The organism is Actinocrinis sp. (assembly GCF_035605935.1).
Classification (GTDB): domain Bacteria; phylum Actinomycetota; class Actinomycetes; order Streptomycetales; family Catenulisporaceae; genus Actinocrinis.
Genome location: NZ_DATNGK010000001.1, coordinates 18,685 through 43,240, shown reverse-complemented (window position 1 = coordinate 43,240; position 24,556 = coordinate 18,685). Strand labels below are relative to the sequence as shown.

The following is a 24,556-nucleotide window of genomic DNA, read 5'->3' as shown; positions in this document are numbered from 1 at the left end:
AAAGGAAGGCGCAGGGGCGGACTTGGCTGCCCGAAAGGGCAGCCTCAACAGGCAGTGTCCCGCGCGACGCGTCCCCCGGGACAGGCACGAGGTTTGCTCACGCAAAACGCTCGGCTGGATGACCCAGCCGAGCGTCTCGGTGCAGCGGAACCGATTATCAGTTGTCTGAGTCCGCGGACGGGAGGAAGGCGCCGGGGACCTGGTTCGGGGTGTAGATCTTGCTGTCGCCCGGGTACGGCTTGGTCCAGTTGGTGGTCTGGTAGTAGACGTACCGGTTCATCTGCTGCGGGTTGGCGTAGTCCGGAATGGCGCTCGGGCCGACCAGACGCTGGTGTGACGCCCACGCCTTCCACTGCGCCGCCACGGACTGCTCGCCGAGCGGGACGGTCGTGGCCGCCGCGTTGGCCCTGGCGACGGCGGCGCTGTTCTGGCCGGCCGGCACGTTGGCGCCGCAGGACGGCTGCTGCGAGAGGCCGAGCGTCAGCGAGGTCTGATTCGGTACCGCGGTGAACGGCGCGTAGTTCGGCTTCGGGGTGAACGCGTCGGTCATCGGGGTGGCCGCGGAGTCGAGCTGGTTCATCGGGTGGATCCCGAGGATCTGCTCGATGGTGCGGATCATCGTGATCTGCGAGTAGTAGTGGTCGTCCACGACGCCGTGGTTGGCCCAGGGGCTGATGATCTGGACCGGGGCGCGGTGGCCGTCCACGTGGTCGAGGCCGGCTTGCGAGTCGTCCTCGACGACGAAGATCGCCGAGTCCTTCCAGTACTTGCTGTGCGAGATCGTGTCCACGATCTGGCCGACCGCCAGGTCGTTGTCGGCCACCTCGGCGGCCGGGCTGGGCGGTCCGCCGGTGTGGTCGTCGGAGAGCCAGAACATGTTCAGGTTGGCCGGACCGCTCTTCGCGAAGTCCTGCTTCCAGACCTGGGCCTTGTAGATGTCCGGCACCGACAGGTCGAAGAGCGGGAAGCCCTGAACCGACACGGCGTTCAGCGACGGGATCGCCGAACCGACCTGGATCGGGTAAGCGCTCGGGGCGCCCGTCGCGGCCATGGTCTGCGTGTCGCAGTAGTAGTTCTGCCAGGTCGCGCCGGCCGGCTTGTTCTCGATCGACTGGAACTCGCCGAAGTCCTTGACGCTCTTGCCCGCGGCCTGCGCGCCGCTCCAGATGAAGCCCGACTCCTGGTGGCCCAGGACGTCGTTCTCCGTGTCGTAGCTGCGCAGGTACTCGCCCGCGGAGGACTCGGTGTACTGCGGGTCGTCCGACTGCATCAGCCAGTTGTGGCCCTCGGCGGAGTTCGTGCCGACGTCGTAGAAGTTGTCGTACAGGCCGAACTGCTGCGCCAGGGCGTGCTGGTTCGGCGTGACGGCCTCGCCGAACTGGGTCAGCGTCGAGTCGCCGTTGCCCTTCGCCACGTCGCCGAAGAGCTGGTCGTAGGTGCGGTTCTCCTTGACGATCAGGAAGACGTGCTTGATCGTCGACGGGTCGCCGATCCGCACCGGGACCGGCACCGCCTTCTTGTCGCCGCCGCCCTTGGCGTACTGCACCGAGCCGGGCGTCCAGCCGTTGTACTGGAAGACCTTGCCCGTGTAGCTGCGGATCGTCTGGTCGCTCGGCAGCGTGAAGCGAGTCAGGCTGCCGGTGGTGTCGTGGGTGTTGTGGCCGGCCGCGACGGTCGGGCGCAGGGCGTCGACACCGCGGGTGTTCGCGACCACGATCTGGTTGCCGACCGTGGCCACCTCGGCCGGGAAGTAGTCGGTCGGCAGCAGGCCCACATAGCTGGCCGGCTCGTGCGCCGAGGTGAAGCGGTATACCGCGACCGCGTTGGCCCGGCCGAGGGTCACCAGCAGGCGGCCGTCAGAGGTCAGCGAGATCGCGTCGGGCTCGTAGCCGACCGTGGCCTGCGGCCAGGGCTGGGTCGAGATCGTCTGCACCACCTTGTTCTTGGCGGTGTCGATCACTGAGACGCTGTTGCTGTTGGTATTGGCCACGAACACCGTCTTGCCGGCCGCGTAGACCGCGGTCGGGTGCAGGCCGACGCTGATGCTGCCGACGGCCGCCGACGGGTTCGCCGTGTCGATGACGCTGACGGTGCCGGTGGTGGAGGAACCGGTCTGCGGGTTCGCCGGCACGTCGGTGCCGTACGAGTTGATGGTGGTGTCGCCGGCGACTGCGGTGCGGCCGCCCTCGTTGCTCACGTAGAGCTTGCCGCCGACCAGCACGATGCCGCGCGGCGCGATGCCGGTGTTCCAGCTCTGCTTTACGGTGCCGGTGGCCGCGTCGAGGGCCACGACGCGGTTCTGGCCGTTGACCGCCGCGTAGACGGTCGAGCTGTCCGCCGAGAACACGACCTTGGCCGACAGCGCGTGCTCGGCGCCGTTGGCCGCGATCGAGACGTCGACCGGGTTGGCCAGCGTGCCGTCGGCGTTCACGGTGAACTTGGTGTAGCCGTCGGTGCGGCCGAGCCACAGCGACTTGCCGTCGGGCGAGTAGGTCGGCGAGGTCTGGCCGACGTCGTTCCCGCTGATCTTCAGGTTCGCCGTCGTCGAGCTGCCGACGACCTGCTGGACCTGGTAGCTGCGCAGGTCGACGATGACCATCGCGGCCCCGCCGTCGGCGACCGCGGCCGCCACGTGGGTGCCGTCCGGGCTGACCGTCGCGCCCATGATCTTGCCCTGGTTGATCACCAGGCGGGTGCCGATCGGCTTGATGTACTGGTCGCTCGCTATGACCTCGCCCTTGCCGGTCAGCTGACCGACATGCTGACTGCCGAGCTGCTGGGTCGAGGCGGAGCCGATACTGGCACCGGTGAAGACGAGCGCGATCGAAGCCACACCGGCCTTGGTGAAGCTTCGTCGGCCACGCTGGCCGTCGGGCGAAGGCTGAGACTTCCCGACAGGCCGTCTACGGCGCGTTACCTGCATTGAGTCATTCCTTTAGTGAGAAGGAAGCAGATCGACGTTGCCGTCGAACTGCCACAGCGGGTTCGGCGCAGTCCCATCAGGGGTCTGAACCAGGAAGTAGCCGTTCACTTCCTTCGGGCCATCGCCGTCGGCGATGTACCGCCCGTTCGCGGTGACGTCGAGCTGGTAGATGGCCTGACCAGTGATCGCGACGCCGGGGATGTGCCAGGTGACGGTGCAGCGCCAGTCGTTGCCCGGCCCTTCTTGCGCGGTGAGCCCTTCGCTCTTGGCGCACGAGGCCGTGGTCCGCAACTGCGCCTCGGTGACCGCGGGACGGTGCAGCTGCTGCTCTTGCAGCCGGTAGAGATGGCCGAACGCCGTGGCGAGCGACCGCTGCACCTTGTCCTGATCGATCCCGGAACCGGTGGCACCGCTCGAGACGGCAATGATGGCGATCGACGCGGCCAGCACGCCGGCCAGCGGCAGGGCTCCGAGTGTCAGGGCCTTGCGTCCGGCGCCGTCGTTGGTGAGATTCGTGAAGTCCCGCCGCAGGAACAGCAGGTAAGCAAGCGCGGTCGCGACGATCGCCCACGCCAGGCTCACCGCGACGCCGATCAGCAGAGGGCTGAGTTGCTGCGGCTCGGCGAACAGCCCGTTCCAGGCGATGAAGGCGTAGCCGGGCAGCGCTAGGCGCACGGGCACCGGCAGCGGCAGCATCTGCGCCGACTGCATCGTGAGGCCGACGACCACCGGCAGCAGCAGGCCCATCGGCGAGCGGCCGAGCGCGACCGACCCGAGCAGGCCGATGGCGGCGAGCGCGAGCGTCGGGGCGAGCGCGCAAGCCCAGGCGAGCAGGACCTTGCCGGCGGCGTCGCCGGGCGCCAGTGTGTGTCCGTCGATGCCTATCAGTGGCTTGTTGCCGACCGCGATCAGCGCGCCGGCTATCCCGGACGCGACCAGGCCGGCCACCAGCAGGAGAATGACGGTGAGGCTGGCCAGCGCCTTCGCCGCGAAGATGCGCCGGTGTGAGCGGACCGCGACCAGCAGGTGGCGCCAGGTGCCCAGCCGGTCCTCGGCGGCGAACACGTCCCCGGCGACCAGCGAGGTGAGCAGGGGCAGCCCCCAGGTGCCGCAGAAGCCGAGCAGCATCAGCGGGCCGGCCCAGCCGGTGGCGTGCATCCAGCGACCGAACAGCGTGTCAGAGGGCAGATTGCTCTGCTTGCTCACGGCGAGCACGAACAGCGCCGGGCCGATCCAGCAGGCGAGAATCAGCAGTCGAGTACGCCAGGGGGAGAACTGCTTGACCAGTTCGAAGCGGTACGCGCGGGCCACCGGGACCGGGGTGGCAGCCGCCGGCGCGGCGTCGGTGGCCGGTGCTTCGACGAGGGTCGCGGTCATCAGGCGGCCTCCTCCTGCTCGGTGAGGGCGAGGAACGCGGCCTCCAGCGGCGAGACGACCGGCGCGAGTTCGCGCACTGCTATATCGGCGCGCACCAGTCGGGCCACCAGTTCGTCCATCGCGGGCACTTGCGCGCGCACCACCAGCACCTCGGCGTCGTGGCGGTTCACGGCGTCGCAGCTCTCGACGATCCGCACGCCCGGCGATTCGAGCGCCACGGCGCGGGAGGCCTGCGGGTCCGAGGTACGCAGCCGATAGTCGAGGTCTCGGTTCTCGGCGGAAAGCTTGCTCAGCGGGCCGCAGAAGACGACGCGTCCGGCCGCGAGGATGGTGACCTCGGAGCACAGCGCTTCGAGGTCGTCCATCCGATGGCTGGAGAGCACGACCGCGGTGCCGTCCGCGGCGAGGCGGCTGAGCACGCCGCGGATGTGCTTCTTGCCGGCCGGATCCAGACCGTTGGACGGCTCGTCGAGCACCAGCAGCCGGGGCTTGGCGAGCAGCGCGGCGGCCAGGCCGAGTCGCTGGCGCATGCCGAGGGAGAAGCCGCGGACCTTGTCGTCGGCGACGTCGGTGAGCCCCACCTGATCGAGCGCGGAGGCGACGTCGTCGTGCTCTGCTATACGTGCGTCCCGACGGCGCAGCCTGGCCAGCGCGGCGAGGTTCTGCCGAGCGGTGAGCGCGGGGTAGAGCCCGGGTCCGTCGACGAAACCGGCGACGCCCTCAGGCGTGGCCAGCGCCCGTCCGACCGGCGTGCCCAAAATCTCGAGCCGGCCTTCGTCGGCGACGGCCAAACCCAGCAGCAGGCCAAGCAGCGTCGTCTTGCCCGCGCCGTTCGGCCCGACAAGCCCGTGAATCTGACCCGGTGGCACATTCAGGTCGATTCGGTCGAGTGCCACCACATCGCCGAAACACTTGGTGATTCCGTGGCCCCGCACCGCAGCCGTCAACTCCATGAGTCCCTCGAGCCCCTCCCTTAGCCAGCCTTCAGGAACGTAGGCAGAGCACATGACGTAGGGACCTGAGCCGGCTGAATGCTTAGGGAACGGAAGAGAAACCGAGCGCTACCGTTACGCTGACGGGTATCGCAGCCCTCTAAAATGGTTGACGCCCGCCGGTCGGTAACGACGGCTTTACTGCGGGCGGCGGTTTGACCGGGGGCCGGTTGCGAGCGCACTTCGAACGGCCAGCAACTCCCGCCGCGGCTTTCGCGCTGAACGTTAACGCCAAATGAACATTGGGCGCCGTCCAGGTGTTTTCTTACTTCGGTCCCTTCCGCCTCAGCGGCCTCGTGCATACGTTCACGGCGTGAGCAGCAACGATCTGCTGATGACGCTCGTCGTCGTCACCGCGCTGTCCTTTGACTTCACCAACGGCTTCCACGACACCGGCAACGCGATGGCCACCTCTATCGCGACGGGCGCGCTGCCGCCGCGTATCGCGGTCGCCCTCTCCGGCGTGCTGAACCTGGTTGGCGCGTTTCTTTCGTTCAGCGTCGCGGCCACGATCGCCAGCGGCCTCGTGCAGAGCCACCTGGTCACCCCGACCGTCGTGTTCGCCGGGCTGGTCGGCGGCATCCTGTGGAATCTGGCCACCTGGTTCTTCGGCATCCCGTCCAGTTCCTCGCACGCGCTGATCGGCGGAGTGATCGGCTCCACCCTCGCCGCGGCCGGCGGGCACGCGGTGCTCTGGCACGGCGTGGTGTCCAAGGTGATCCTGCCCGCGGTTCTCTCGCCGGTCATCGCCGGAATGATCGCCGCCCTCGGCACATACATGGTCTACCGGCTGACGCAGAGCGTCGCGGATGGCGTGCGCTCGCGAGGCTTCCGCATCGGGCAGATCGGCTCGGCATCGATGGTCTCCCTCGCGCACGGCACCAACGACGCGCAGAAGACCATGGGCGTGATCACCCTCGCGCTGATCGCCAACGGCTCGCTGGCCGCCGGGCACAAGGCGCCGGCCTGGGTGATCGTCTCTTGCGCGCTGGCCATCAGCCTCGGCACGTACGTCGGCGGCTGGCGGGTTATCCGGGCGCTGGGCAAGGGTTTGGTGCAGATCGAATCGCCGCAGGGGATGGCGGCCGAGTCGGCCTCGGCCGCGACGATCCTGCTGTCGAGCAACTTCGGCTACTCCCTGTCCACCACGCACGTGGCCACCGGCTCGATCCTCGGCTCGGGCGTGGGCAAGCGCGGCGCCGAGGTGCGCTGGGGCGTGGCCGGTCGGATGGCCACCGCCTGGGTGCTCACCCTCCCGGCGGCGGGTGTTGGAGGCGCGCTGGCCTACGAGGCGGCGCATGGCATCGGTGGTACCGCGGGCGTCGCAGTGATCTTTGTCGCCCTGGTGGCCTGCGCGCTGGGCTTCTACCTCAACTCGCGCCGTACCCCCGTGACCGCGGGCAACGTCAATGACGAATGGACCGGCTCGGTCGTGCCGACGCCCACGCCAGTCGGCGCCGCGGCATGATCCGCGCGCATGACGGGAACCAAGCGAGCGCAGGGAAGCGAGGCGAGCCGCGATGAACTCCTGGATCAATCTCACCGCGCTTTGGAAGATCGTGGTGGTCGGCCTGCTGGCCGGGGCCGGCTTGCCCGCGCTCTTCGCGATCGGCCTGCGGGCGCTGAGCCCGGCGCGCATCGCTGGGTCCGAGCAGACACAAGGCGGCCAGTCCTCCGGGATTAACCCGGTTGGAGTGACTGCGGCGGCGGTTTGCTTCGCGGTCGTGCTCGCCGCGATCGGCTGGGGTATTTACAGCATCGTCAGCCACAGTTAGCGCGAGCTAGCCCGCGAGCCGGGGCCGCGCGGCTGGCACTGTTCCCTTTCCTGCTTCGCCTCATTTCTCACCCGAGGTCCGCGATGCCTATCCCGCCAGTGCTTCAAGCCGTCATCGACTTCGTCCGCAAGGGATATCCGCAGGGCGTGCCCGAGCACGACTATCTGCCGTTGTTCGCGCTGCTGCGTCGCAGGCTCTCGGAGCAGGAGGTCGCCGAGATCGCCGAGGCGCTGGTCGGGGACGGCGCGGCGCAGAACCCGGCGGCGATCAGCCGGACCATCGCGCTGTTGATCAACGAATCCCCGTCTGAGCAGGACATCGAGCGAGTACGCGCCCGGCTCGACGCGGCCGGGTGGGACAGGCCCGATGCACAGGGCGCGGTGAGTCAGGTCACTGATTAAGTGTGAGAACACCTGCGCCGGTATGTTGTGTCTATGGCAGCGCAGCCGAAGGCCTTGGGTTCAGACGTATACATGATCGATACGGCCATGTCGGGTTACTCCGGCATCACCGCCGCCTATGCGATCTTGGGGTCGCGACCGTGTCTGGTCGAAACGGGGACGGCGACGTCTGCACCCGTCGTACAAGAGGCCCTTGCCGGACTCGGCGTCGGCGCCGATGATCTCGCCACGATTGTCGTAACGCACATCCATCTCGATCACGCAGGCGGCGTAGGAGACCTGTCCGCCGCGTTCCCCCGCGCGCAAGTCGTCGTGCAGGACGCCGGAGCGCGGCATTTGGCCGACCCGTCGCGGCTGATGGCGAGCGCCCGGCGGGTTTTCGGCTCCGCGATGGATTCGCTGTTCGGCGAACTGCTCCCCACTGATGCGGCGCGGATCAAGACGATCGGCGATGTCGGCACGATCGACCTTGGCGGCGGGCGGCGGCTGGAAGGGCACCACACCCCCGGTCACGCCCGGCACCACCTCGGCCTGGTGGACTCGGTGACTGGGGACTTGTACGTCGGCGACGCTGCCGGGCTTTACATCCCGGCGCAGGACGCGTCGTCGACTACCGGCCTTGATTCTTCCGGGGCGATGGGGCAGATGTTGCCGGGCACGCCGCCGCCTGACTTCGATCTCGAACTCGCCCTCGCCTCGCTGCACCGGTTCCACGACCTGCGCGCGACCCGGCTGCTGTTCTCTCACTACGGCCCGATTACTGCAGTCGACGATGCGCTTGACCGCGCGGCGGAGGAGATGCGGCTCTGGGTCTCGATCGTGCGCGATGCCTGGCAGGAGGCCGCAGGCGCGTTCGACCTCGACCACGCGGTCGCGATGGTGCGTGACCGGACCCGTGAACGGTACGCCGACCTGCTCGCACGGCCCGAGGTCGCGGCGAAGTTCGAGGCTCTTTCCTCGGCGGTGGCGAACGTGAGCGGCATCGCGCGCTGGCTGGAGAGCGAGGAGAAGCGGGTGCGCGAGGAGAGCTAGGCCGGCCGCGCGCCCACCGGGACTGACGCGCCGTCAAGTGCTTGTAGGGCGAGCCCGGATCGGTTATCGTCACATTGACGATAACTGGGAGGGCTCGCATGTCGCTGGGGGATTTGGTCGCGCCGCTCAACGTGGTGCTGTTTCACTTCGGTCAGGACGCGGTCAGCTGGGCCGAACTGCTCGGCTTCGTGACCGGCGCGCTCGGGGTCTGGCTGACCGTGCGCGCGGACATCTGGAACTTTCCGGTGGGCCTGGCCAACAACCTGTTCTTTCTCGCGCTGTTCTGGGCCGCCCGCCTCTACGCGGATGCGAGCCTGCAAATCGTTTATCTCGCATTCGGCGTATTCGGCTGGTGGGAATGGCTGCACGGCGGCGCCCGCCGCAACCGCCGGACGATGGGACGGGCCAAACCGTGGGCCACCTGCGCGCTCGCGCTCGCGATCGTGCCGATCACCTGGGTGCTCACGGTCGTGCTCACGCACGCGAATGACATCGCACCCTTCTGGGATGCCCTGACCACCGCGCTGTCGCTAGCGGCCCAGTGGCTGCTGAATCTGAAGCAGTTCGAGAACTGGTACTTCTGGATCGCCGCCGACGTGATCTATATACCGCTGTACTTCGTCAAGGTGCTGTATCTGACCGGTATCGTTTATCTGATCTTCCTGGGGCTGTGCTTCGCCGGCGTGCGGGCGTGGCGGCGCGCGCTGCGGCTCGGGTTCGCGCCGGCATGAGTGCCTTTCAGCACGGCCTGGTGATCGGCAAGTTCTATCCGCCGCATGCCGGGCACCATTTCCTGATCCGCAGCGCCGCCGAATCCTGCGATCGCGTGACCGTGGTGGTGATGGGCGCGGACGTCGAGTCGATCCCGCTGGCGACGCGGGTCGAGTGGGTGCGCCAGGCGCATGGTGGACGAAGCGGCGTCGCTGTCGTCGGTGCGCGCGACAACCTGCTGGTCGACTATGAGAGTGAGCTCGCCTGGAGCGGTCACGTAGCGCTGATGCGTGAGGCCATCGCGCGTGGGCCGCACGGGATAGCGGGTATCGCGGTCGATGCCGTATTCGCCTCGGAAGCGTACGGCGCGGAGTTGGCCCGGCGGTTCGACGCGGCCGATGTACGCCTTGACGCGCTAAGGGCAACGTATGCCGTTTCAGGCACCAAGGTGCGCGCTGATCCGGTCGCCGAATGGGACGCGCTGGAGCCGCCTGTCAGGGCGTGGTTCGCAAAGCGCATCGTAATTGTCGGCGCCGAGTCGACCGGAACGACGACGTTGTCGATGGACCTCGCGCGAGCGTTGCGGACGCGCGGCGGCCCGCATGCGTTGACGCGCTGGGTCGCCGAGTATGGACGCGAACTGACGGTCCAAAAGCTGGCAGTCGCCCGGGCGCTGGCCGGCGTGCGCGGGTTGGCCGAGCCGACCGTGTTCGATCTGGACTGGGACGACGCTGACTTCGAGCGGGTGGCTTTGCGCCAATGCGCTGACGAGGACGCGGCGGCGCAGGCGGGGGGACCGGTGCTGGTCTGCGACACGGACGCGCTGGCGACCACGGTCTGGCAGGAACGCTACCGCGGAAGGTCCACGGAGCCGGTGCGCGCGATCGCACAGGGGATGCCGCCCCGCACGTTGTACGTGCTGACTGATCACCTAGGCGTCCCGTTCTATGACGACGGTCTGCGTGATGGTGAACGGTTACGCCCCTGGATGACCGACCGGTTCCGGGAAGTGCTGGAGAAGTCCGGCGCACGATGGATCGAGGTGCGCGGCGATCGGGCATCACGGCTGGGGCAGGCGATAGCGGCGGTGGATGCGGAGTTGGGCCGAGGCTGGGACCTGGCGGCGCCGCTGGGCTGACGGCGAATCAACGGGCGCTATCACCGGGCGCGGCGGACAGCGAGGGTGTCCCGCGACCAAACGAGCAGCGCCAGCGCGACGAACGCGCCGCCGACAGACGACACGCCCGTCCAGCCGCCGTAACGGTACGCCTCCGTTCCAGCCGCCGAACCGAGCGCGCCGATGACGAAGTACGTGGTCATGTAAACCGAAGCGATCCGGGCCCGCGCGCCATCGGACAGGTTGTAGACCACGCTCAGGTTGAGCGTGTTCACGCCCTGCACGGCGGCGTCCATGAACAACACGCCGGCGAGCAGCCAGGCGAGATTCGTGCCGCCCAGCGCTATCGCGCCGAACGACGCGAGGCCGAGGGCCAGGAGCGAGACGCTCGTCGCACGCTCGCGGCCGTGATCGGCCGCGTGACCGGTCAGCCTCGCGGCCAGCGCGCCCGCGCCGCCGACGAGCGCGAACAGGCCGATCGTCGCCTGGTTGTAGTGATACGGCGCCCCGGCGAGCAGGAACGAGACCGTCGCCCAGAACACGCCGAAAGCCGCGAACATCAGGCCGCCCATCACGGCGCGCCGCCGCAGCACCGGCTCGGTGCGGGCCAGCCGCGCCGTCGCGCGCAACTGCTCGCGATACCCGATCGCGACTTCGGGGCCGCCCGAATGCATGGCCCGCGCGAGGATCGCGGATAGCAGCAGCATCAGCGCTGCGCCAGCGGCGAAGACCGTGCGCCATCCGAAAGCCTGCCCGATAAGCCCCGCGACGGTGCGCGAGAGCAGGATGCCAAGAAGCAGGCCACTGAGAACCGTGCCGGTAACACGGCCGCGCTCGTGGTCTGCGGCGATGGTCGCGGCGTAAGGCAGCAAGATTTGTACAACGCATGCTGCGATACCGACCGCCGCGCTGGCGACGAGCAGGAGTGCGAGGTTCGGGGCCGCTGCGGCAGCGGCGAGAGCAGCGGCCTCGATGACCAATAGGCCGCAGACCAGCCGCCGTCGATTCGTGATGTCCCCGAGCGGCACGATCAGAAGCAACGCGATGCCATATCCAAGCTGATTCGCGGTGACGAGTCCGCCGGTCGCCGACTGCGACGCGGAAAACGACTTGGCGATCTCAGGCAGCAACGGCTGGCAGTAGTACAGGTTCGCCACCGTAAGGGCACATGCGAACGCGAGGAGGAAGACCATCCTGCGCGGCGCAGTGCGCGGGAGGCCAGGGGCTGGCGGGTGAACCGTCGAGCGTTGAGGCGGGGACGGCAGTGGCGGCGCTGGCACCGAGTCCGAAACGGTCGAGCACGGCGGCGTGGGCATGGCGTTCCCCCTCGGAGCGCGTCTTCCAACCAACTTTTTGGTTGGAAAACGAGTCTGGCTGGCCCGGCACGGTCATGTCAACCGAACAGTTGGAAATTTGGTGAGCGCCGCGCGATACTCGGACAGACCGCACGGGACCCGTGCGTGACGCTGGCGAGACTGTGGAGGCAAGAGGTGGGATACGACCCGGAGGGTACCCGTGCCCGCATCCTGCGCGCCGCGGTCGAGGAGTTCTCCGAGCACGGCAGCGCCGGAGCCCGCGTCGACCGGATCGCGGCCAGGGCGGGCGCGAACAAGGAGTCGATCTACCGCTACTTCGGCTCGAAACAGGAGCTGCTGCGCCGAGTACTGGACGAATACCTCAACACCCGAGGTGACGAGATCGGTCCCGATCCCGACGACCCGATCGGCTATCCCGCGAGCCTGATACGCATGCACGGGCCCAATCCCGCCCTCGTGCGCCTGGTCGCCTGGGAGGGCCTGGAGACGCAGGGCCCGGTCGACGATCGCTCGGTGCAGGAGCGGCAGAAGCACTACGATCGCAAGATCGCAGTGATCGAGGACGCGCAGCGCGCCGGGATCATCGATCCGCAGCTCGACGCGAGGCACCTGCTGCTCACCTTCCTGGCCATGGCCGACTGGGTGTTCGTCAGTCCGCAGCACGCGCGGCTGATCTTCGGCCGCGACCCGGACGACGAGCTGCTGGAGCAGCACGCGCAGTTCCTCGAAGAGGTCGCTCGGCGCATCGCCCGCAAGGACGGCGGCGAGGGTTAGCGGACAGAAACGGGGGGCGGGCGGCGGCGTGGCGCGGATGGTCGTCGGCAAGATCATCGGCATCGCCGCCGTGCTGAGCGTGCTGCTCGGCGGTCGCTGGATCTCCTTCTCGGCGCAGGACATCGGAACGGTCAACCCTGCCGCGCACACCACGGGCAACGATGCGCTGTGGCTCGGGCACGCCTGGGTCGACGGGCGCAAGGGACCGCAGGACATCGCAGAACTCGCCGCACAGCTGCGCGGCACCGGAATCAAGGACCTGTTCGTACACGTAGGACCGTTGGATCATCGCGGTTCACTGGATCCGGCGCTGCGACCACAAGCGCGATGGTTCACCGATGCCGCGCACCGCGCACTTCCCGGCGCGCGGGTGCTTGCTTGGATCGGTGACATCGTCAGACCACGCGAGGGCGGCCTCGATCTGGAAGACGCTCCGACCAGGCTGCGCATCCTCGACGCTGATGCCTCTGTTCTCGGCGACGGCTTCGATGGCGTGCACTACGACTTCGAGCCGGTTGGCGACGCCGATCCCGGTTACCTCGCACTGCTCGACGCTACGCACGCCTTGGTGCGTAGTGGCGGGCGGATGCTGTCTATCTCAGCCGAACAGGTAGAACCGGTGCCGGGTGGCCGGTGGGCACTGGACGCGCTAGTCGGACATGACAGCTGGTGGTCGAGCGGGTACCTGCGGCAAGTCGCATCGCGAGTCGATCAGGTCGCGATCATGTCCTACGACTCCGTGCTGTGGACCTCAAGCTCATACAGCGGTTTCGTGCGCGACGAGACGCGCATCGCTCTCGGTGCAGTGCCACGCAGCGTCGCTCTGCTCATGGGCGTGCCTGCCTACGACGGGCACTCCTTCGTACACGATTCGGCGGCTGAGACGACTGCCGCGGGGATACGCGGCGTTCGGCTGGCGCTCCCGCACGGAGCGCCAACGGATCGGGCTGTTGGCGTAGCCCTGTACATCGACTTCGGGGCTACCCGCGCTGACTGGGCGGCCTACCGGTCTGATTGGGTGGACCCGTAAGGCACTGGGGCTTCGCTCGGGCTGCTGCCGAATTCGAGGAAAGGACGCACGCATGCTGGTCGCGTTTTCCGTCACGCCGCTTGGCGTCGGTGAAGAAGTGGGTGCGTATGTCGCCGACGCGGTGCGTATCGTGCGCGAGTCGGGCCTGCCGAACCGCACGGACGCGATGTTCACGACCATCGAGGGTGAATGGGACGAGGTGCTCGCGGTCGTCAAGCGCGCGTATGAGGCGGTACAGCAAAGCGCGCAACAGGATGGTGCGGCCGGCCGAGTCAGCCTCGTGCTGAAGGCGGACATCCGGCCCGGTGTGACCGGCGCGCTGGAGGCGAAAGTCGCGACCGTCGAGCGGTACCTCGCGGAAAGCCAGGCGTAACCCCGTCAACGACTCCGGCTCAAGGTCACTGCGATAAGCTGGGACTTTGCACTCATCCGGCGCCGTCCTAAGGAGCTAGCCGCGTCGTGTACGTCCTGCATGCCCTGTTCACCGAGGCAGGCTGCTGGGAGCTGTGGGCCGAGGACTCCAGCCGGCCGCTGACGCTGGCGGCCGATCCGGCGGAAATCGCCGCCAAGGCCGGGCGCGGTGGCCCAGCGCTGAGGAGCGGTTCGGGGAACCGAGCTGGCGCGAGCATGGCGCAGCGACATCCGTTCGCGGCCGAACCCGTCGTCCTCGCCGAGCTGCTGCGGGCGGCGGGCGACGAGGTGGCCGCGACGGTGCGGCGGGCCGATCCACGCGGAAGCGTGCCGCTCGTGCTGCCGTCGTCCGCGTCCGGACCGCAGCCTTCGATCGGCTTCGCGCGGTTCGTACGCGATGACGCCGAGATCGCCGCGGGTGGCAGTGACGGTGGCAGCGGCAGTGGCAGTGGCGGCGGCAGTGGTGGCGGCGGTGGGCGCGACCGCCGCACCGGTGCGAAGACGCAACTGCGAGCGTGGATCGTCCCGACGCTGGCCCTCGGCCCACGGGACGGGGCCGCGCTGCTCGCGATCCTGGATGGCGAACGCCTCGCGACGTTTGACGTTGACGGCGCCGAGACCGATATCCCGCTCGCCGACACGGTGCGTTACGCCACCGCCGTCGCGCAGTTCGCCGACGCTCTCGTGCGACGCGGGGAGATCCTGCCCGACCTCCAAGTCGACGAGGACAACGGCGACCATCACGCGGTATGGCGCCCGACCTATGCGCTGGACAGCGCCGCGCATCGCAAGGCACTGCTTGACGCGATGCCGCCGGTGTTCCGCGCCCAACTCCTCGACACAGAGTTGACCGGCCGGCCAGCCACTGACGTACTCGATGGCGCCGTTAACGCACTCGTCGATGCGTACGTCATCGCAGCGCTGACAGGCCCGCACGGACTGCACGGCGAATCGCTCGCGCCCGCGCGCCCGCCCAACAGCCTGAGCGTCAAAACCCCGATCGAAGCACTCTGGCTCGACGCGCTGACCTCGGCCTCCAGCAATCTGCTCGACCCGGAACGCCTTGATCTGGCCGCCGCCGAGGAACTGATGGCGGCCCTCGACGAGTGGCGAACGACGCACGGCACGTTAGCCGGGCCGGTGCGAACCTGTTTCCGCCTGCTCGCGCCGGAGGACGTTACGAGCGCAGATCGTGCCGGCACAGATCGCGCCAGCGCAGACCGCGGCGAGTCGTGGACGGTGGAACTGCTGTTGCAGTCCATCGAAAACCCTTCGCTGCTCGCCACCGCTCACGAGGTCTGGCACCGGTCCGGCGCGGCCCGGCTGCTGCGTGCCGCGGGTGCCGATCCGCGCCGGGACCTACTCGCAGGGCTCAGCCGCGCCGCCCGCGTGTTCCCCGCTCTCGCGTACGCGCTCCGAGAAGCATCGCCGACGCAGGTCCGGCTCGATGCTGACAGCGCGCACGGCTTCCTCACCCGCATCGCGCCAGCTTTGGCTGGCAACGGATTCGGCGTGCTGCTGCCCTCGTGGTGGTCCTCGGCCGGACGGGCAGAACTCGGCTTCACGCTCGCGGCGGCCCCTAAAGACGAACCCAAGGCCGGGCGCGCCGGGCAGGCCGAGAAGCCAGAACAGCCCGGCCGGATCGCACGCCGCTCCGGCTTCGGCCTCGGCGACCTCATCGACTACGAATGGCGCGCGTCCCTCGGCGGCCAAACGCTGTCCGAGGCGGAGTTCCAGGCCCTCGCCGACGCCAAGAGCAGCCTCGTGCAGTTCCGCGGCCGGTGGGTCGAGGTGGACCGGGACAAGCTGGCCGCCGGGCTCAAAGCGCTCGGCACGCGCCGCGGCGGCGTGATGCGCGTTCAGGACTTCCTGCGCACGGCCGTCTTCGGCCTCGACGACGACGGCCTGCCGCTCGAAGCGGTCGAGGCGCGCGGCTGGCTCGGCGACCTGCTCTCCGGCGCCGCCGAGCAGCGCTGCACCCCGGCGACCGCGCCGCCCGGCCTGCACGGCACACTGCGGCCCTACCAGGAACGCGGCGTCGGCTGGCTCTCGTTCATGGACCGCTTCGGGCTCGGCGCGGTACTCGCGGACTCGATGGGCCTCGGCAAGACCGTCCAAGTGCTGACGCTGCTCGAACTCGAACGCGACTCGGACGCGGCGCAAGGCCGCCCCACGCTGCTGGTCTGCCCGATGTCGCTCGTCGCGAACTGGCAGCGGGAATCCGAGCGATTCACCCCGGGACTCGAAGTCCACGTGCACCACGGCGCCGAGCGGCTGTCCGGCGAAGAGTTCCGCGCGGCCGTCGCCGACGCGCACCTGGTGATCACGACCTACGGCCTCGCGCTGCGCGACCGCGCGGAACTGGCGGAGGTGGACTGGCATCGAGTCGTCATCGACGAGGCGCAGGCGATCAAGAACGCCGGGACCAAACAGGCCAGGGCGGTGCGCGCCATCGCCGCCCCGCATCGCATCGCCCTGACCGGCACCCCGGTGGAGAACCGGCTCGCCGACCTCTGGTCGATCCTGGAATTCGCCAACCCCGGACTGCTCGGCAGCGCCGAGTCGTTCAAGCAGCGCTTCGCCAGGCCGATCGAGCGCGACGGCGACGCGCGCGCGGCCGAGCGGCTGCGGCGGGCCACCGGGGCGTTCGTGCTGCGCCGGGAGAAGACCGACCCGGCGATCATCAGCGACCTGCCGGAGAAGGTCGAGATGAAGGTGGTCTGCAACCTGACCAAGGAGCAGGCCTCGCTGTATCAGGCCACGGTGGACGAGATGCTGCGCGAGGTGGCCGAGGCCGAGGGCGTGGCCAGGCGTGGCCTGGTGCTCGCGCTGCTGACCAGGCTCAAGCAGATCTGCAACCACCCCGCGCACTTCCTCAAGGACGGCTCGCGGCTGCCGGGCCGCTCCGGAAAGCTGGCCCGCGTCGAAGAGCTCTGCGACGAGGTGCTCGCGGCGGGGGAGAAGGCGTTGCTGTTCACCCAGTACGCCGAATTCGGCGGGATGCTGCGCGCGCACCTGGCCGAGCGATTCGGGCGTGAGGTCGCCTTCCTGCACGGCGGCGTGCCCAGGCGTTCGCGCGACGAGATGGTGTTGCGTTTCGAGCAGCCGGACGGCCCGCCGCTGTTCGTGCTCTCCCTCAAGGCCGGGGGAGTGGGACTGAATCTGACCGCTGCGAACCACGTGATCCATGTGGACCGGTGGTGGAATCCGGCCGTGGAGAACCAGGCCACCGACCGGGCATTCCGCATCGGACAGCGGCGCGACGTGCAGGTAAGGAAGCTGATGTGCGCCGGCACGCTCGAGGAGCGGATCGACCAGGTGATCGAGGAGAAGCAGGACCTGGCCGACCGGATCGTCGGCACCGGTGAGGGCTGGCTGACCGAGTTGTCCGTGGCCGAGTTGCGGGACGTGATCCGGCTGGCCGCGGACGCGGTCGTGGAATGAGGGCGAAGGGAGCGGTGACCGTGGCTGACGAGTACGGTGCGACAACGGGCGCGCGCCGCGCGGCCGGGCTCTCCGCGCGCCCGCAACGCGGCGCGGCCGGCGAGGTGCGGTGGTCGAAGCGGTTCGTCGCGGTAATCGAAGGGTTCGGACACGGCGACCGTCTCACCCGCGGCCGCGCCTATGCCAGCAGCGGCAACGTGCTCGGGTATTCCATCCGCGCCGGCGAGGTCGCCGCCAGCGTGCAGGGCACCTATGAGAAGCCGTACAGCGTGACCCTGCGCATCGAGGTCTACTCGCCGGAACAGTGGGCGCGCGTCGAACGCGAACTCGTGGAAAGCCACGGCTACATCAGGGAACTGCTCGACGGGCGTATGCCCGAGCGGATCGACCGGGTGTTCACCGCCGCCGGACTCACCCTTTTCCCGGTGCGCCGCGAGTTCCGCAGCGATTGCACGTGCCCTGACAAACAGAACCCGTGCAAGCACATCGCCGCCGCCTGCTACGTGCTCGCCAGGCACTTCGACGACGACCCGTTCGCGCTGTTCGCCTGGCGTGGCCGGGACCGCGCCGTGCTGACCCGCCGGCTTGAAGCGCTGCGCGACGACGAGGCCTGGCAGGAGACCGCGGACGAGCCGCAGGACACACCGCTGGCCGAGCTCACCACGGACTACTGGCGTGCCCCGGCCGCACTGCCGGAGCCCCTCGCCCCGCGCCCGGGTACCCCGGCCGGCGCCATCCTCGACCGGCTCGGCCCGCTCGCCCGGCGGCTGCGCGGTGAGGATCTACGAGATCTGCTTCGCCCCGCGTATAGCGCCATGCGTGACGGCAGGGGATGAAGGGAACGCTGCGACAGGAGGGGAAGCAGGGTCGCGATATGCCCAGTGGCCTGCGTAGCAGCCTGGATTGACAGTGATCAGCGGGTACCGGCGCGCGGCGTTCCGGGTTAGCCTCATATGCGAACTCTGCGAAGCCTCGGCTCTCGCGGAAGAACCGCGATGGGAGGTCCCCGCCCATGACCGAACTGCACGCCGCGCCGTCGTCGACCGAGGCCGGCGCACGACAGGACCCGCCGCTCTTCCCCTTCCCCGTCGACCCGCACGTCGGCATCCCGGCGCAATACGCCGAGCGTCGCGCCACCTGTCCGTTCGGCAAGGTGCGGCTGCCGAGCGGCGACGAGGCGGTGCTGCTGGTCACCTATCGCGACTCGGCCGCCGCGCTCGCCGACACCCGGCTCTCGCACGACCTGACCGCCCCGGGCTCGCCGCGGGTCACCGCCGGACCGAGCTTCTTCGACGACCCGGAAAGCCTGCTCAACAAAGAGGGCGAGGAGCACCTGCGCATCCGCAGGATCGTGGCCTCCGCGTTCACCCCGCGCCGAATCGAGCGCTGGAAGCCGACCATCGCCGCCGTGGCCGGCGAGCTGATCGACACGATGGAGCGCACCGGCCCGCCCGCCGACCTCGTCGCGGACTACTGTTTCCAGTTGCCGGTGCGGATCATCTGCAAGCTGCTGGGCGTGCCCGAGCGCGACCTCGGGCTGTTCCGGGACTGGTCCAACGCCTTCGTCTCGGCCGCGCGCATGGAGCAGCAGGAGCGTGGCCGGCTGATCCGCGAGTTCTCCGGATATACGGCGCGGCTGCTCGCGGCGAAGCGGGCCGAGCCCGGCGAGGACCTGATCGACGACCTGATCGCGGCCAGGGACGGCGCGGACCGGCTCACCGAATCAGAACTCGTCTACATGGTGGCCGGGCTGATCGCGGCCGGCAACGAAACGACTTCGAACATGCTCGGCCGTTCGGTGCTCACCCTGCTGCGTGACGGCGGCGGCCTCTGGCAGCGACTCGTGGACGACCCCGGGCTGATCCCGGCAGCAGTCGACGAGCTGCTGCGGTACAACCCACTGGGCAACGGCGGCGCATTGCGGCTCGCTGTCGAAGACGTCGAACTGCCCTCCGGTACGGTGCACGCCGGAGACGCGGTGCTGATCGCGACCTCGTCCGCGCTGCGGGACGAACTGGCGTACCCGGATCCTGACACGGTCGCCTTCGACCGGGAGCCGCCCGCGCAGATCGTCTTCGGCGCCGGGCCGCACTACTGCCTCGGCGCGCACCTGGCGAAGGCCGAGCTGCGGATCGGCCTCGGCCTGCTGACCGAGCGGCTGCCCGGGCTGCGGCTGGCCGCCGACCCGCACACCCTGAGCTATACCGAGGGCGAGGTGCTCAGCTCGCTGGTGTCGCTGCCGGTCTCCTGGTAGCGACGGACAGCATCAGTGAGCTGATCGCGCCGCGCAACGCCGCCGGCCGGGAGAACCGGCGGCGTCCGCTCGGCGGCTTCGGATCGGGTGCGGGCCTCCGAAGCCGCCGAGCGCGGAATTGCCAGTTGCCTGGCGTCGCGTGCTATCCAGAATCACCGGCCACGCAATCGCTGCTCGCTCACGCCCGGCAGACGATCTCGCCGTGCAGGATTGAGATCCAGCCGTCCGGATGCGCTCCCCACTCAAGCCAGGCAGCCGACAAAGCCCCAAGATCGTCCTCAGTGGCCAGGGACTTGGCCAGCGCGTCATGTGCGAACTGCGACTTGACCGCCCGGTCCGCCCACAGCTCGGCCCACCAGGGCCGGGTTGTCTCATCGGCGTAGCACCACGTCGAGGAGGAGGCGGTCACGTCTTCGAACCCTGCGGCGTGCGCCCAAGCGAGCAGATAGCGGCCCGCGTCCGGGGTGCCGCCGTTCGCCCGAGTCAGGTCTAGGTACAGCTGCAGCCAGTCGTCGAGGCCGGGCAGTTCCGGGTACCAGAGGAAGCCGCGATAGTCCGAGTCGCGCGCGGCCACGATGCCGCCGGGCTTGCACACCCGCCGCATCTCGCGCAGCGCCCGCACCGGATCGCCGACATGTTGCAGCACTTGGTGAGCGTGTACGACGTCGAACGTGTCGTCCTCGAATTCGAGTTCGTGCACATCGCCGACCGCGAACTCGATGTGCCCGCCGAGCCCTGCCGCTTCGGCGTGTGCGGCGGCTTGGCTGAGCGCTACCTGCGCGCTGTCGATCGCGACGACGCGTCCGGGAGCGACCAGCCGGACCAGGTCGGTGGTGATGGTGCCGGGGCCGCAGCCGACGTCGAGCAACGTCTGTCCCGGACGCAGATGAGGCAGCAGGTAGGCGGCCGAGTTCTGCGCGGTGCGCCAGGTGTGCGAGCGCAGGACGGATTCATGGTGGCCGTGGGTGTAGGTGGCGTCCTTGCCGGTCATCGTCAGGCTCCTTCGTTTCCGGTGTGCCGACCATAGCAGCGCGTCTCACTCAGCGAGCAAGTTTGTATCGCTATATGAAACGGCCCGCCCAGGGTAGACGCCGGGGGCAGACCGGTGCGCGCCGGAGGGTAGCGCAGATAGTACGATGGGTTTCGAACCAGGGAGAGGAGCCACCATGAGCGCGAATGACAGCTCACAGCAGGTCGTGGACAGCCCGACCGGATGGGTCGCCGACCACATCAAGGAGTACGTCGAGTCCGACGGCGAGAAGGGGCACGAGTGGCGGGACGGAGTGCCGACCCTGCTGCTATCCGTGAAGGGCCGCAAGTCCGGCCTGTGGCGGCGTACCGCGCTGATCTACGGCCGTGACGGCGACAACTACGTAGTCGTCGCTTCGAAGGGCGGCTCCGAAACGCATCCGCTCTGGTACCTCAACCTGAGCGACAACCCCGACGCCGAGATCCAGGTAGGCGCGGACAAGCTCCGTGTCCGTGCCCGCGACGCCGAGGGCGAGGAGCGCGCTCGACTGTGGCAGACCATGTCCGCCATCTGGCCGGATTACAACAACTATCAGACGAAGACGGACCGGCAGATCCCCGTCATCGTCCTCGAGCCGGCGAGCTGATCAGTCGGCACCGTCGATCTGGCTGGGCACTGCATGAGCAGGGTCTGAGTAAGAGCCGTGCACGGCCGGTGCGGTACCGCAGACAACCGCGGTACCGCACCGGCCTTGTCACGAGCGAGTGCACGTTCGCGGACGTTCGGCGCCTCCCCTCCCGGGTCCGAACGTCCGCGTCGTACCTCATCCCTTCACGCACACCACCTGACGCAGCTCGGCCACGATCTCGACCAGATCGGTCTGTGCGGCCATCACCTGCTCGATCGGCTTGTACGCGCCCGGGATCTCGTCTAGCACGCCGAGATCCTTTCGGCACTCGACGCCGGCGGTCTGCTCGGCCAGATCGGCCTCGGTGTACACCTTCTTGGCCTTAGACCGGCTCATCCGCCGCCCTGCACCATGAGAGGCGGAGTTGAACGCCGCTGCGTTACCAAGCCCGCGCACGATGTACGAGCGGGTGCCCATCGAACCCGGGATGATCCCGAACTCGCCGGCCCCGGCCCGGATCGCTCCCTTGCGGGTGACCAGCAGTTCCTCGCCGTCGTATACCTCCTCGGCCACGTAGTTGTGGTGACAGGAGATCACCTCGCCGAAGCTCGGCGCGGCCGCCTTGAACTCCCGGCGCACCACGGCCTGGTAGAGCGCCATCATCACGGCACGGTTGAGCCGCGCGTACTCCTGCGCCCAGAACAGGTCGCAGCGGTAGGCGTCCATCTGCGGCGTGCGCTTGAGGAACACCGCCAGGTCCCGGTCCACCAGACCCTGGTTGTGCGGCAGCGCGCGAGCCACGCCGATGTGATGCTCAGCCAGCTCCTTGCCGATGTTGCGCGAACCGGAGTGCAGCATCAGCCACACCTGGTCCGCGGAGTCGAGGCAGAACTCGATGAAGTGGTTACCCGAGCCGAGCGTCCCCATCTGCCCGAACGCCCGCTCCCTGCGCGCCTTGACCGCCGGAGCGAGTTCGGCGAACCTGGCCCAGAACGCGTTCCACCCGGTCGCCGAGAAGCCGTGCAGCTTCGTACCGTCCACCGGACGCAGGTGAGAGGCGCGCCCGACCGGAATCGCCGCCTCGATGCGCGAACGCAGCCGGCCGAGGTCGTCCGGTAGGTCAGCGGCCGTGAGCGAGGTACGCACCGCGGTCATCCCGCAGCCGATGTCGACACCGACCGCGGCCGGGCAGACCGCGTCACGCATCGCGATGACCGAACCGACGGTCGCGCCGATGCCGACATGCACGTCCGGCATCACGGCGACGCCCGCGATCTGCGGCAGCGTGGTGACGTTGAAGAGCTGCTGGAGTGCCTGGGGCTCTACCGTGCCCGGGTCCGCCCAGAGGCGGATCGGCACGTGATGCCCTGGCAGCTCAGTCATGGGCATGACTAGTCGACCTCCGTGGTCATCATGGACATATTCAACTCCGTGCGCGCCGCGATGTGCAGACGCGCAGCAGTGAGCTCAGTAGTGATGAATGTGGTGATTGCGCGTTATCGATAACTACGGGGAGCGGCGCGGCCGCAGCCGGTTTGGCGGGTCGAACGGACTCGACCTATTCGGCGTTGCGGCGCAGTCGAGAGGACCTGCGACAGCGGAGCGGGTGACGGCGCAACATCGCTGGAGGTCTCCTCTCTCCATACACGGCGGGTGTGAAGGCCGCCGCGCGCGCCCGCCCGCACCATACGAGCTGTCGGCCGCGCCGTCGTCTATGAACCCATATTCAGCCGTCGCGCGGCAACGCAATTATTGATCGCGACGGCACGGGCTGCTCGCCTGCTGCCTGAGCGCTTACGCAGCGGACGGCAGGATGACCGTGACCACGTGCGTACCGAAGCGCTCGGTTACGTTCCCATCCGGGAATTGCTCGCTGAGAATCGCGCGCTCAGTGGCCAGAAACTCGTCCCGGTTCGGCAGCGCGGCGATGTACGACTTCGACACGAGATTGTCGAGGTGCGTGTCCAGCGAGATTGTGCGTTCCCACCTGAACTCGTGCGTTGTGATGGTCAGTTTGTCGTCGTTGCCGAACTCATTGTCGCGTTTTCCGTACGGTCCGCTGACTGCCTGCCAGTTCGGGTCGGCGGCCTCGATCCGCAACTCCTGCTCGTGCTCCCACGTGCTGTCCCGTTGCGTGTAGTTCCACCAAGCCGCGAAGACACCGCCGGGTCGCAGGATGCGCCGGAACTCGGGTACGGCGAGCGCCGGGTCCATCCAATGCCAGGCCTGGGCGCTGGTCACCAGGTCAGCGCAGTTATCGCGCAACGGAATGCAGGTCGCGCTGCCGCGCACCGGCCGCACGTCGGGCGAGGTCGCTGCGAGTTGTTCGATCATCGGACCGGAAAGCTCGAGCGCGACGACCTGCGCGCCGCGCGCGGCCAGCTGCCGGGACGCGATCCCGGTGCCAGCGCCGAGATCGACGACATCCAGTCCGGCGAGTGGCTTACCCAGCACCGTCGCCAAGGTGTCATAGAGCGCCGCCGGATAATCGGGCCGGCCCGCCGCGTAGTTCGTCGCCACCGTGTCGAACTTCGAACGCTCGGCCACCGAGAGCCCCTTCCCTTCGGTAAGTACCGAGAGGGACCTTAGCCGATAACCCGGCAGTGGTACTCGTGGTGGGTGGTGAAGCCGAGTGCCGCGTAAAGCCCGACCGCCGGTTCGTTACCCAGCGCGACTTCAAGGAAGGCGTCGGTCGCGCCCTGCTCGTCGGCCCACTCGAGTAGGGCGTCCATGACGAGCTTGGCGAGGCCTTTGCGGCGCGCTGAGGGCGCCGTCTCTATGGCACTGAGGCCGACCCAACGCGAGCCGCTCTGGTCGTCCGTGCTCGCGGCCGGGATGAGGGCGGCGCGGCCGATCGCTACCGGCGCACCGGTCTCCGAGTCGTAGACGGTAGCGAAGCGAAGGTGGTCGCCGGAGCCGAGCACCTGACGGGCGACGGGTGGCACGGTACCGGACCGGTACAGGGACAGCCAGTCGTCGCTCGGCTCGTCGGCGAAGGTCTCCTTCACGCCGATCGGCGCGACGCTCAGTAGCGTATCGAGCACGTCACCGACGCTCGCGGTCTGCCGCAGGGCTAGCGCGTCGGCGCGGTCGTATCCGAGCTCGATGAGCGCGACGTCGAGCTCTGATCCCACGGCCACCTGAATCAGCGCGGGAAGTCCGCGCTCGGCGTACCACGCCTGCACGGCCGATACCGCGTCAGGCAGCGGGCGGTCGAGCGGGCCGAGCGGCCAGGTCGAGTTGGCGCGGTGGGTGAACCCATCCGCGGCCCGCAGGTGCCAGCCGTCCACCTGCGTGGACTCTGCGTATCCCCAACCTGCGGCGGCTGTCGCGATCAGTGCGTCAGCAGTGGGCGTTTCGGCCATGGCTTCCTTCTCCGGAGTCAATGCTGGGAAACAATG

Annotated in this window: 21 protein-coding genes; 13 read left to right on the top strand and 8 right to left on the bottom strand. The window is 68.7% G+C overall.

Annotated features, from left to right (window positions below; all coding sequences use genetic code 11):
* Positions 1-157: 157 nt before the first annotated feature.
* Genes VN779_RS00190 through VN779_RS00180 form a run of 3 tightly spaced genes read right to left on the bottom strand, consistent with a single transcriptional unit; the run spans position 158 to position 5,253 of the window.
* Complete coding sequence (locus tag VN779_RS00190) at positions 158-2,923, bottom strand: alkaline phosphatase family protein (protein ID WP_349260564.1); 2,766 nt, start codon at positions 2,921-2,923, stop codon at positions 158-160.
* Between the two features lie 12 nt (positions 2,924-2,935).
* Complete coding sequence (locus VN779_RS00185) at positions 2,936-4,300, bottom strand: ABC transporter permease (protein WP_325718903.1); 1,365 nt, start codon at positions 4,298-4,300, stop codon at positions 2,936-2,938.
* Positions 4,300-5,253 (bottom strand): ABC transporter ATP-binding protein, encoded by a 954-nt coding sequence (locus VN779_RS00180; RefSeq protein WP_325718902.1) that lies wholly within the window; start codon positions 5,251-5,253, stop codon positions 4,300-4,302. Before VN779_RS00180 ends, VN779_RS00185 begins: the two co-directional genes overlap by 1 nt.
* 352 nt (positions 5,254-5,605) lie before the next feature.
* Here VN779_RS00180 and VN779_RS00175 point away from each other — a divergent pair, with 352 nt between their 5' ends.
* The 6 genes from VN779_RS00175 to VN779_RS00150 all read left to right on the top strand — a co-directional run bounded on the left by VN779_RS00175 (position 5,606) and on the right by VN779_RS00150 (position 10,349).
* A complete protein-coding gene (locus VN779_RS00175; protein WP_325718901.1) occupies positions 5,606-6,760 on the top strand; it encodes an inorganic phosphate transporter in 1,155 nt (384 codons plus the stop codon).
* Positions 6,761-6,812: 52 nt separating this feature from the next.
* Positions 6,813-7,067 carry a hypothetical protein gene (locus VN779_RS00170; RefSeq protein ID WP_325718899.1) on the top strand — a complete coding sequence of 85 codons (255 nt, stop codon included), beginning with the start codon at positions 6,813-6,815 and terminating at the stop codon, positions 7,065-7,067.
* Between the two features lie 83 nt (positions 7,068-7,150).
* A complete protein-coding gene (locus tag VN779_RS00165) occupies positions 7,151-7,468 on the top strand; it encodes a DUF3349 domain-containing protein (RefSeq protein WP_325718898.1) in 318 nt (105 codons plus the stop codon).
* Between the two features lie 33 nt (positions 7,469-7,501).
* Positions 7,502-8,500: an MBL fold metallo-hydrolase gene (locus VN779_RS00160; protein ID WP_325718897.1), complete on the top strand. Its 999-nt coding sequence runs from the start codon at positions 7,502-7,504 to the stop codon at positions 8,498-8,500.
* A 113-nt stretch (positions 8,501-8,613) separates the two neighbouring features.
* Positions 8,614-9,231 carry a nicotinamide riboside transporter PnuC gene (pnuC, locus tag VN779_RS00155; RefSeq protein ID WP_325718895.1) on the top strand — a complete coding sequence of 206 codons (618 nt, stop codon included), beginning with the start codon at positions 8,614-8,616 and terminating at the stop codon, positions 9,229-9,231.
* Positions 9,228-10,349: an AAA family ATPase gene (locus VN779_RS00150; RefSeq protein WP_325718894.1), complete on the top strand. Its 1,122-nt coding sequence runs from the start codon at positions 9,228-9,230 to the stop codon at positions 10,347-10,349. The genes pnuC and VN779_RS00150 overlap by 4 nt, the downstream gene beginning before the upstream one ends.
* Positions 10,350-10,369: 20 nt before the next feature.
* On the opposite strand, the gene VN779_RS00145 is transcribed toward VN779_RS00150, so the two are convergent.
* Positions 10,370-11,521, bottom strand: coding sequence for an MFS transporter (locus VN779_RS00145; RefSeq protein WP_325718892.1), 1,152 nt, complete (start codon positions 11,519-11,521; stop codon positions 10,370-10,372).
* A gap of 297 nt (positions 11,522-11,818) precedes the next feature.
* Between VN779_RS00145 and VN779_RS00140 the strand changes: the two genes are divergently transcribed.
* The 6 genes from VN779_RS00140 (at position 11,819) to VN779_RS00115 (ending at position 19,557) form a co-directional block, all read left to right on the top strand.
* The gene (locus tag VN779_RS00140) at positions 11,819-12,418 is read left to right on the top strand and encodes a TetR/AcrR family transcriptional regulator (RefSeq protein WP_325718891.1); all 600 of its coding nucleotides are present in this window, start codon (positions 11,819-11,821) and stop codon (positions 12,416-12,418) included.
* Between the two features lie 28 nt (positions 12,419-12,446).
* Complete coding sequence (locus tag VN779_RS00135; RefSeq protein WP_325718889.1) at positions 12,447-13,448, top strand: hypothetical protein; 1,002 nt, start codon at positions 12,447-12,449, stop codon at positions 13,446-13,448.
* 52 nt (positions 13,449-13,500) lie between these two features.
* Positions 13,501-13,821 (top strand): MTH1187 family thiamine-binding protein, encoded by a 321-nt coding sequence (locus VN779_RS00130; protein WP_325718887.1) that lies wholly within the window; start codon positions 13,501-13,503, stop codon positions 13,819-13,821.
* A gap of 86 nt (positions 13,822-13,907) precedes the next feature.
* A complete protein-coding gene (locus tag VN779_RS00125; protein WP_325718885.1) occupies positions 13,908-17,303 on the top strand; it encodes a DEAD/DEAH box helicase in 3,396 nt (1,131 codons plus the stop codon).
* A 20-nt stretch (positions 17,304-17,323) separates the two neighbouring features.
* A complete protein-coding gene (locus VN779_RS00120; protein WP_325718883.1) occupies positions 17,324-18,139 on the top strand; it encodes an SWIM zinc finger family protein in 816 nt (271 codons plus the stop codon).
* A 176-nt stretch (positions 18,140-18,315) separates the two neighbouring features.
* Entirely contained in the window at positions 18,316-19,557 is a 1,242-nt protein-coding gene (locus VN779_RS00115; RefSeq protein WP_325718881.1) for a cytochrome P450, read from the top strand.
* 178 nt (positions 19,558-19,735) lie between these two features.
* On the opposite strand, the gene VN779_RS00110 is transcribed toward VN779_RS00115, so the two are convergent.
* Positions 19,736-20,548 carry a methyltransferase domain-containing protein gene (locus VN779_RS00110; protein WP_325718880.1) on the bottom strand — a complete coding sequence of 271 codons (813 nt, stop codon included), beginning with the start codon at positions 20,546-20,548 and terminating at the stop codon, positions 19,736-19,738.
* Between the two features lie 175 nt (positions 20,549-20,723).
* Between VN779_RS00110 and VN779_RS00105 the strand changes: the two genes are divergently transcribed.
* Complete coding sequence (locus VN779_RS00105) at positions 20,724-21,173, top strand: nitroreductase family deazaflavin-dependent oxidoreductase (RefSeq protein WP_325718879.1); 450 nt, start codon at positions 20,724-20,726, stop codon at positions 21,171-21,173.
* 177 nt (positions 21,174-21,350) lie between these two features.
* Here the strand turns inward: VN779_RS00105 and VN779_RS00100 are convergent, their stop codons facing one another.
* The 3 genes from VN779_RS00100 to VN779_RS00090 form a co-directional block, all read right to left on the bottom strand.
* Positions 21,351-22,544: an RtcB family protein gene (locus VN779_RS00100; RefSeq protein WP_325718878.1), complete on the bottom strand. Its 1,194-nt coding sequence runs from the start codon at positions 22,542-22,544 to the stop codon at positions 21,351-21,353.
* 405 nt (positions 22,545-22,949) lie between these two features.
* Positions 22,950-23,702, bottom strand: coding sequence for a class I SAM-dependent methyltransferase (locus VN779_RS00095; RefSeq protein ID WP_325718876.1), 753 nt, complete (start codon positions 23,700-23,702; stop codon positions 22,950-22,952).
* A gap of 38 nt (positions 23,703-23,740) precedes the next feature.
* Positions 23,741-24,520, bottom strand: a complete 780-nt coding sequence (locus VN779_RS00090) for a GNAT family N-acetyltransferase (RefSeq protein WP_325718875.1) — start codon at positions 24,518-24,520, stop codon at positions 23,741-23,743.
* Positions 24,521-24,556: the final 36 nt, after the last annotated feature.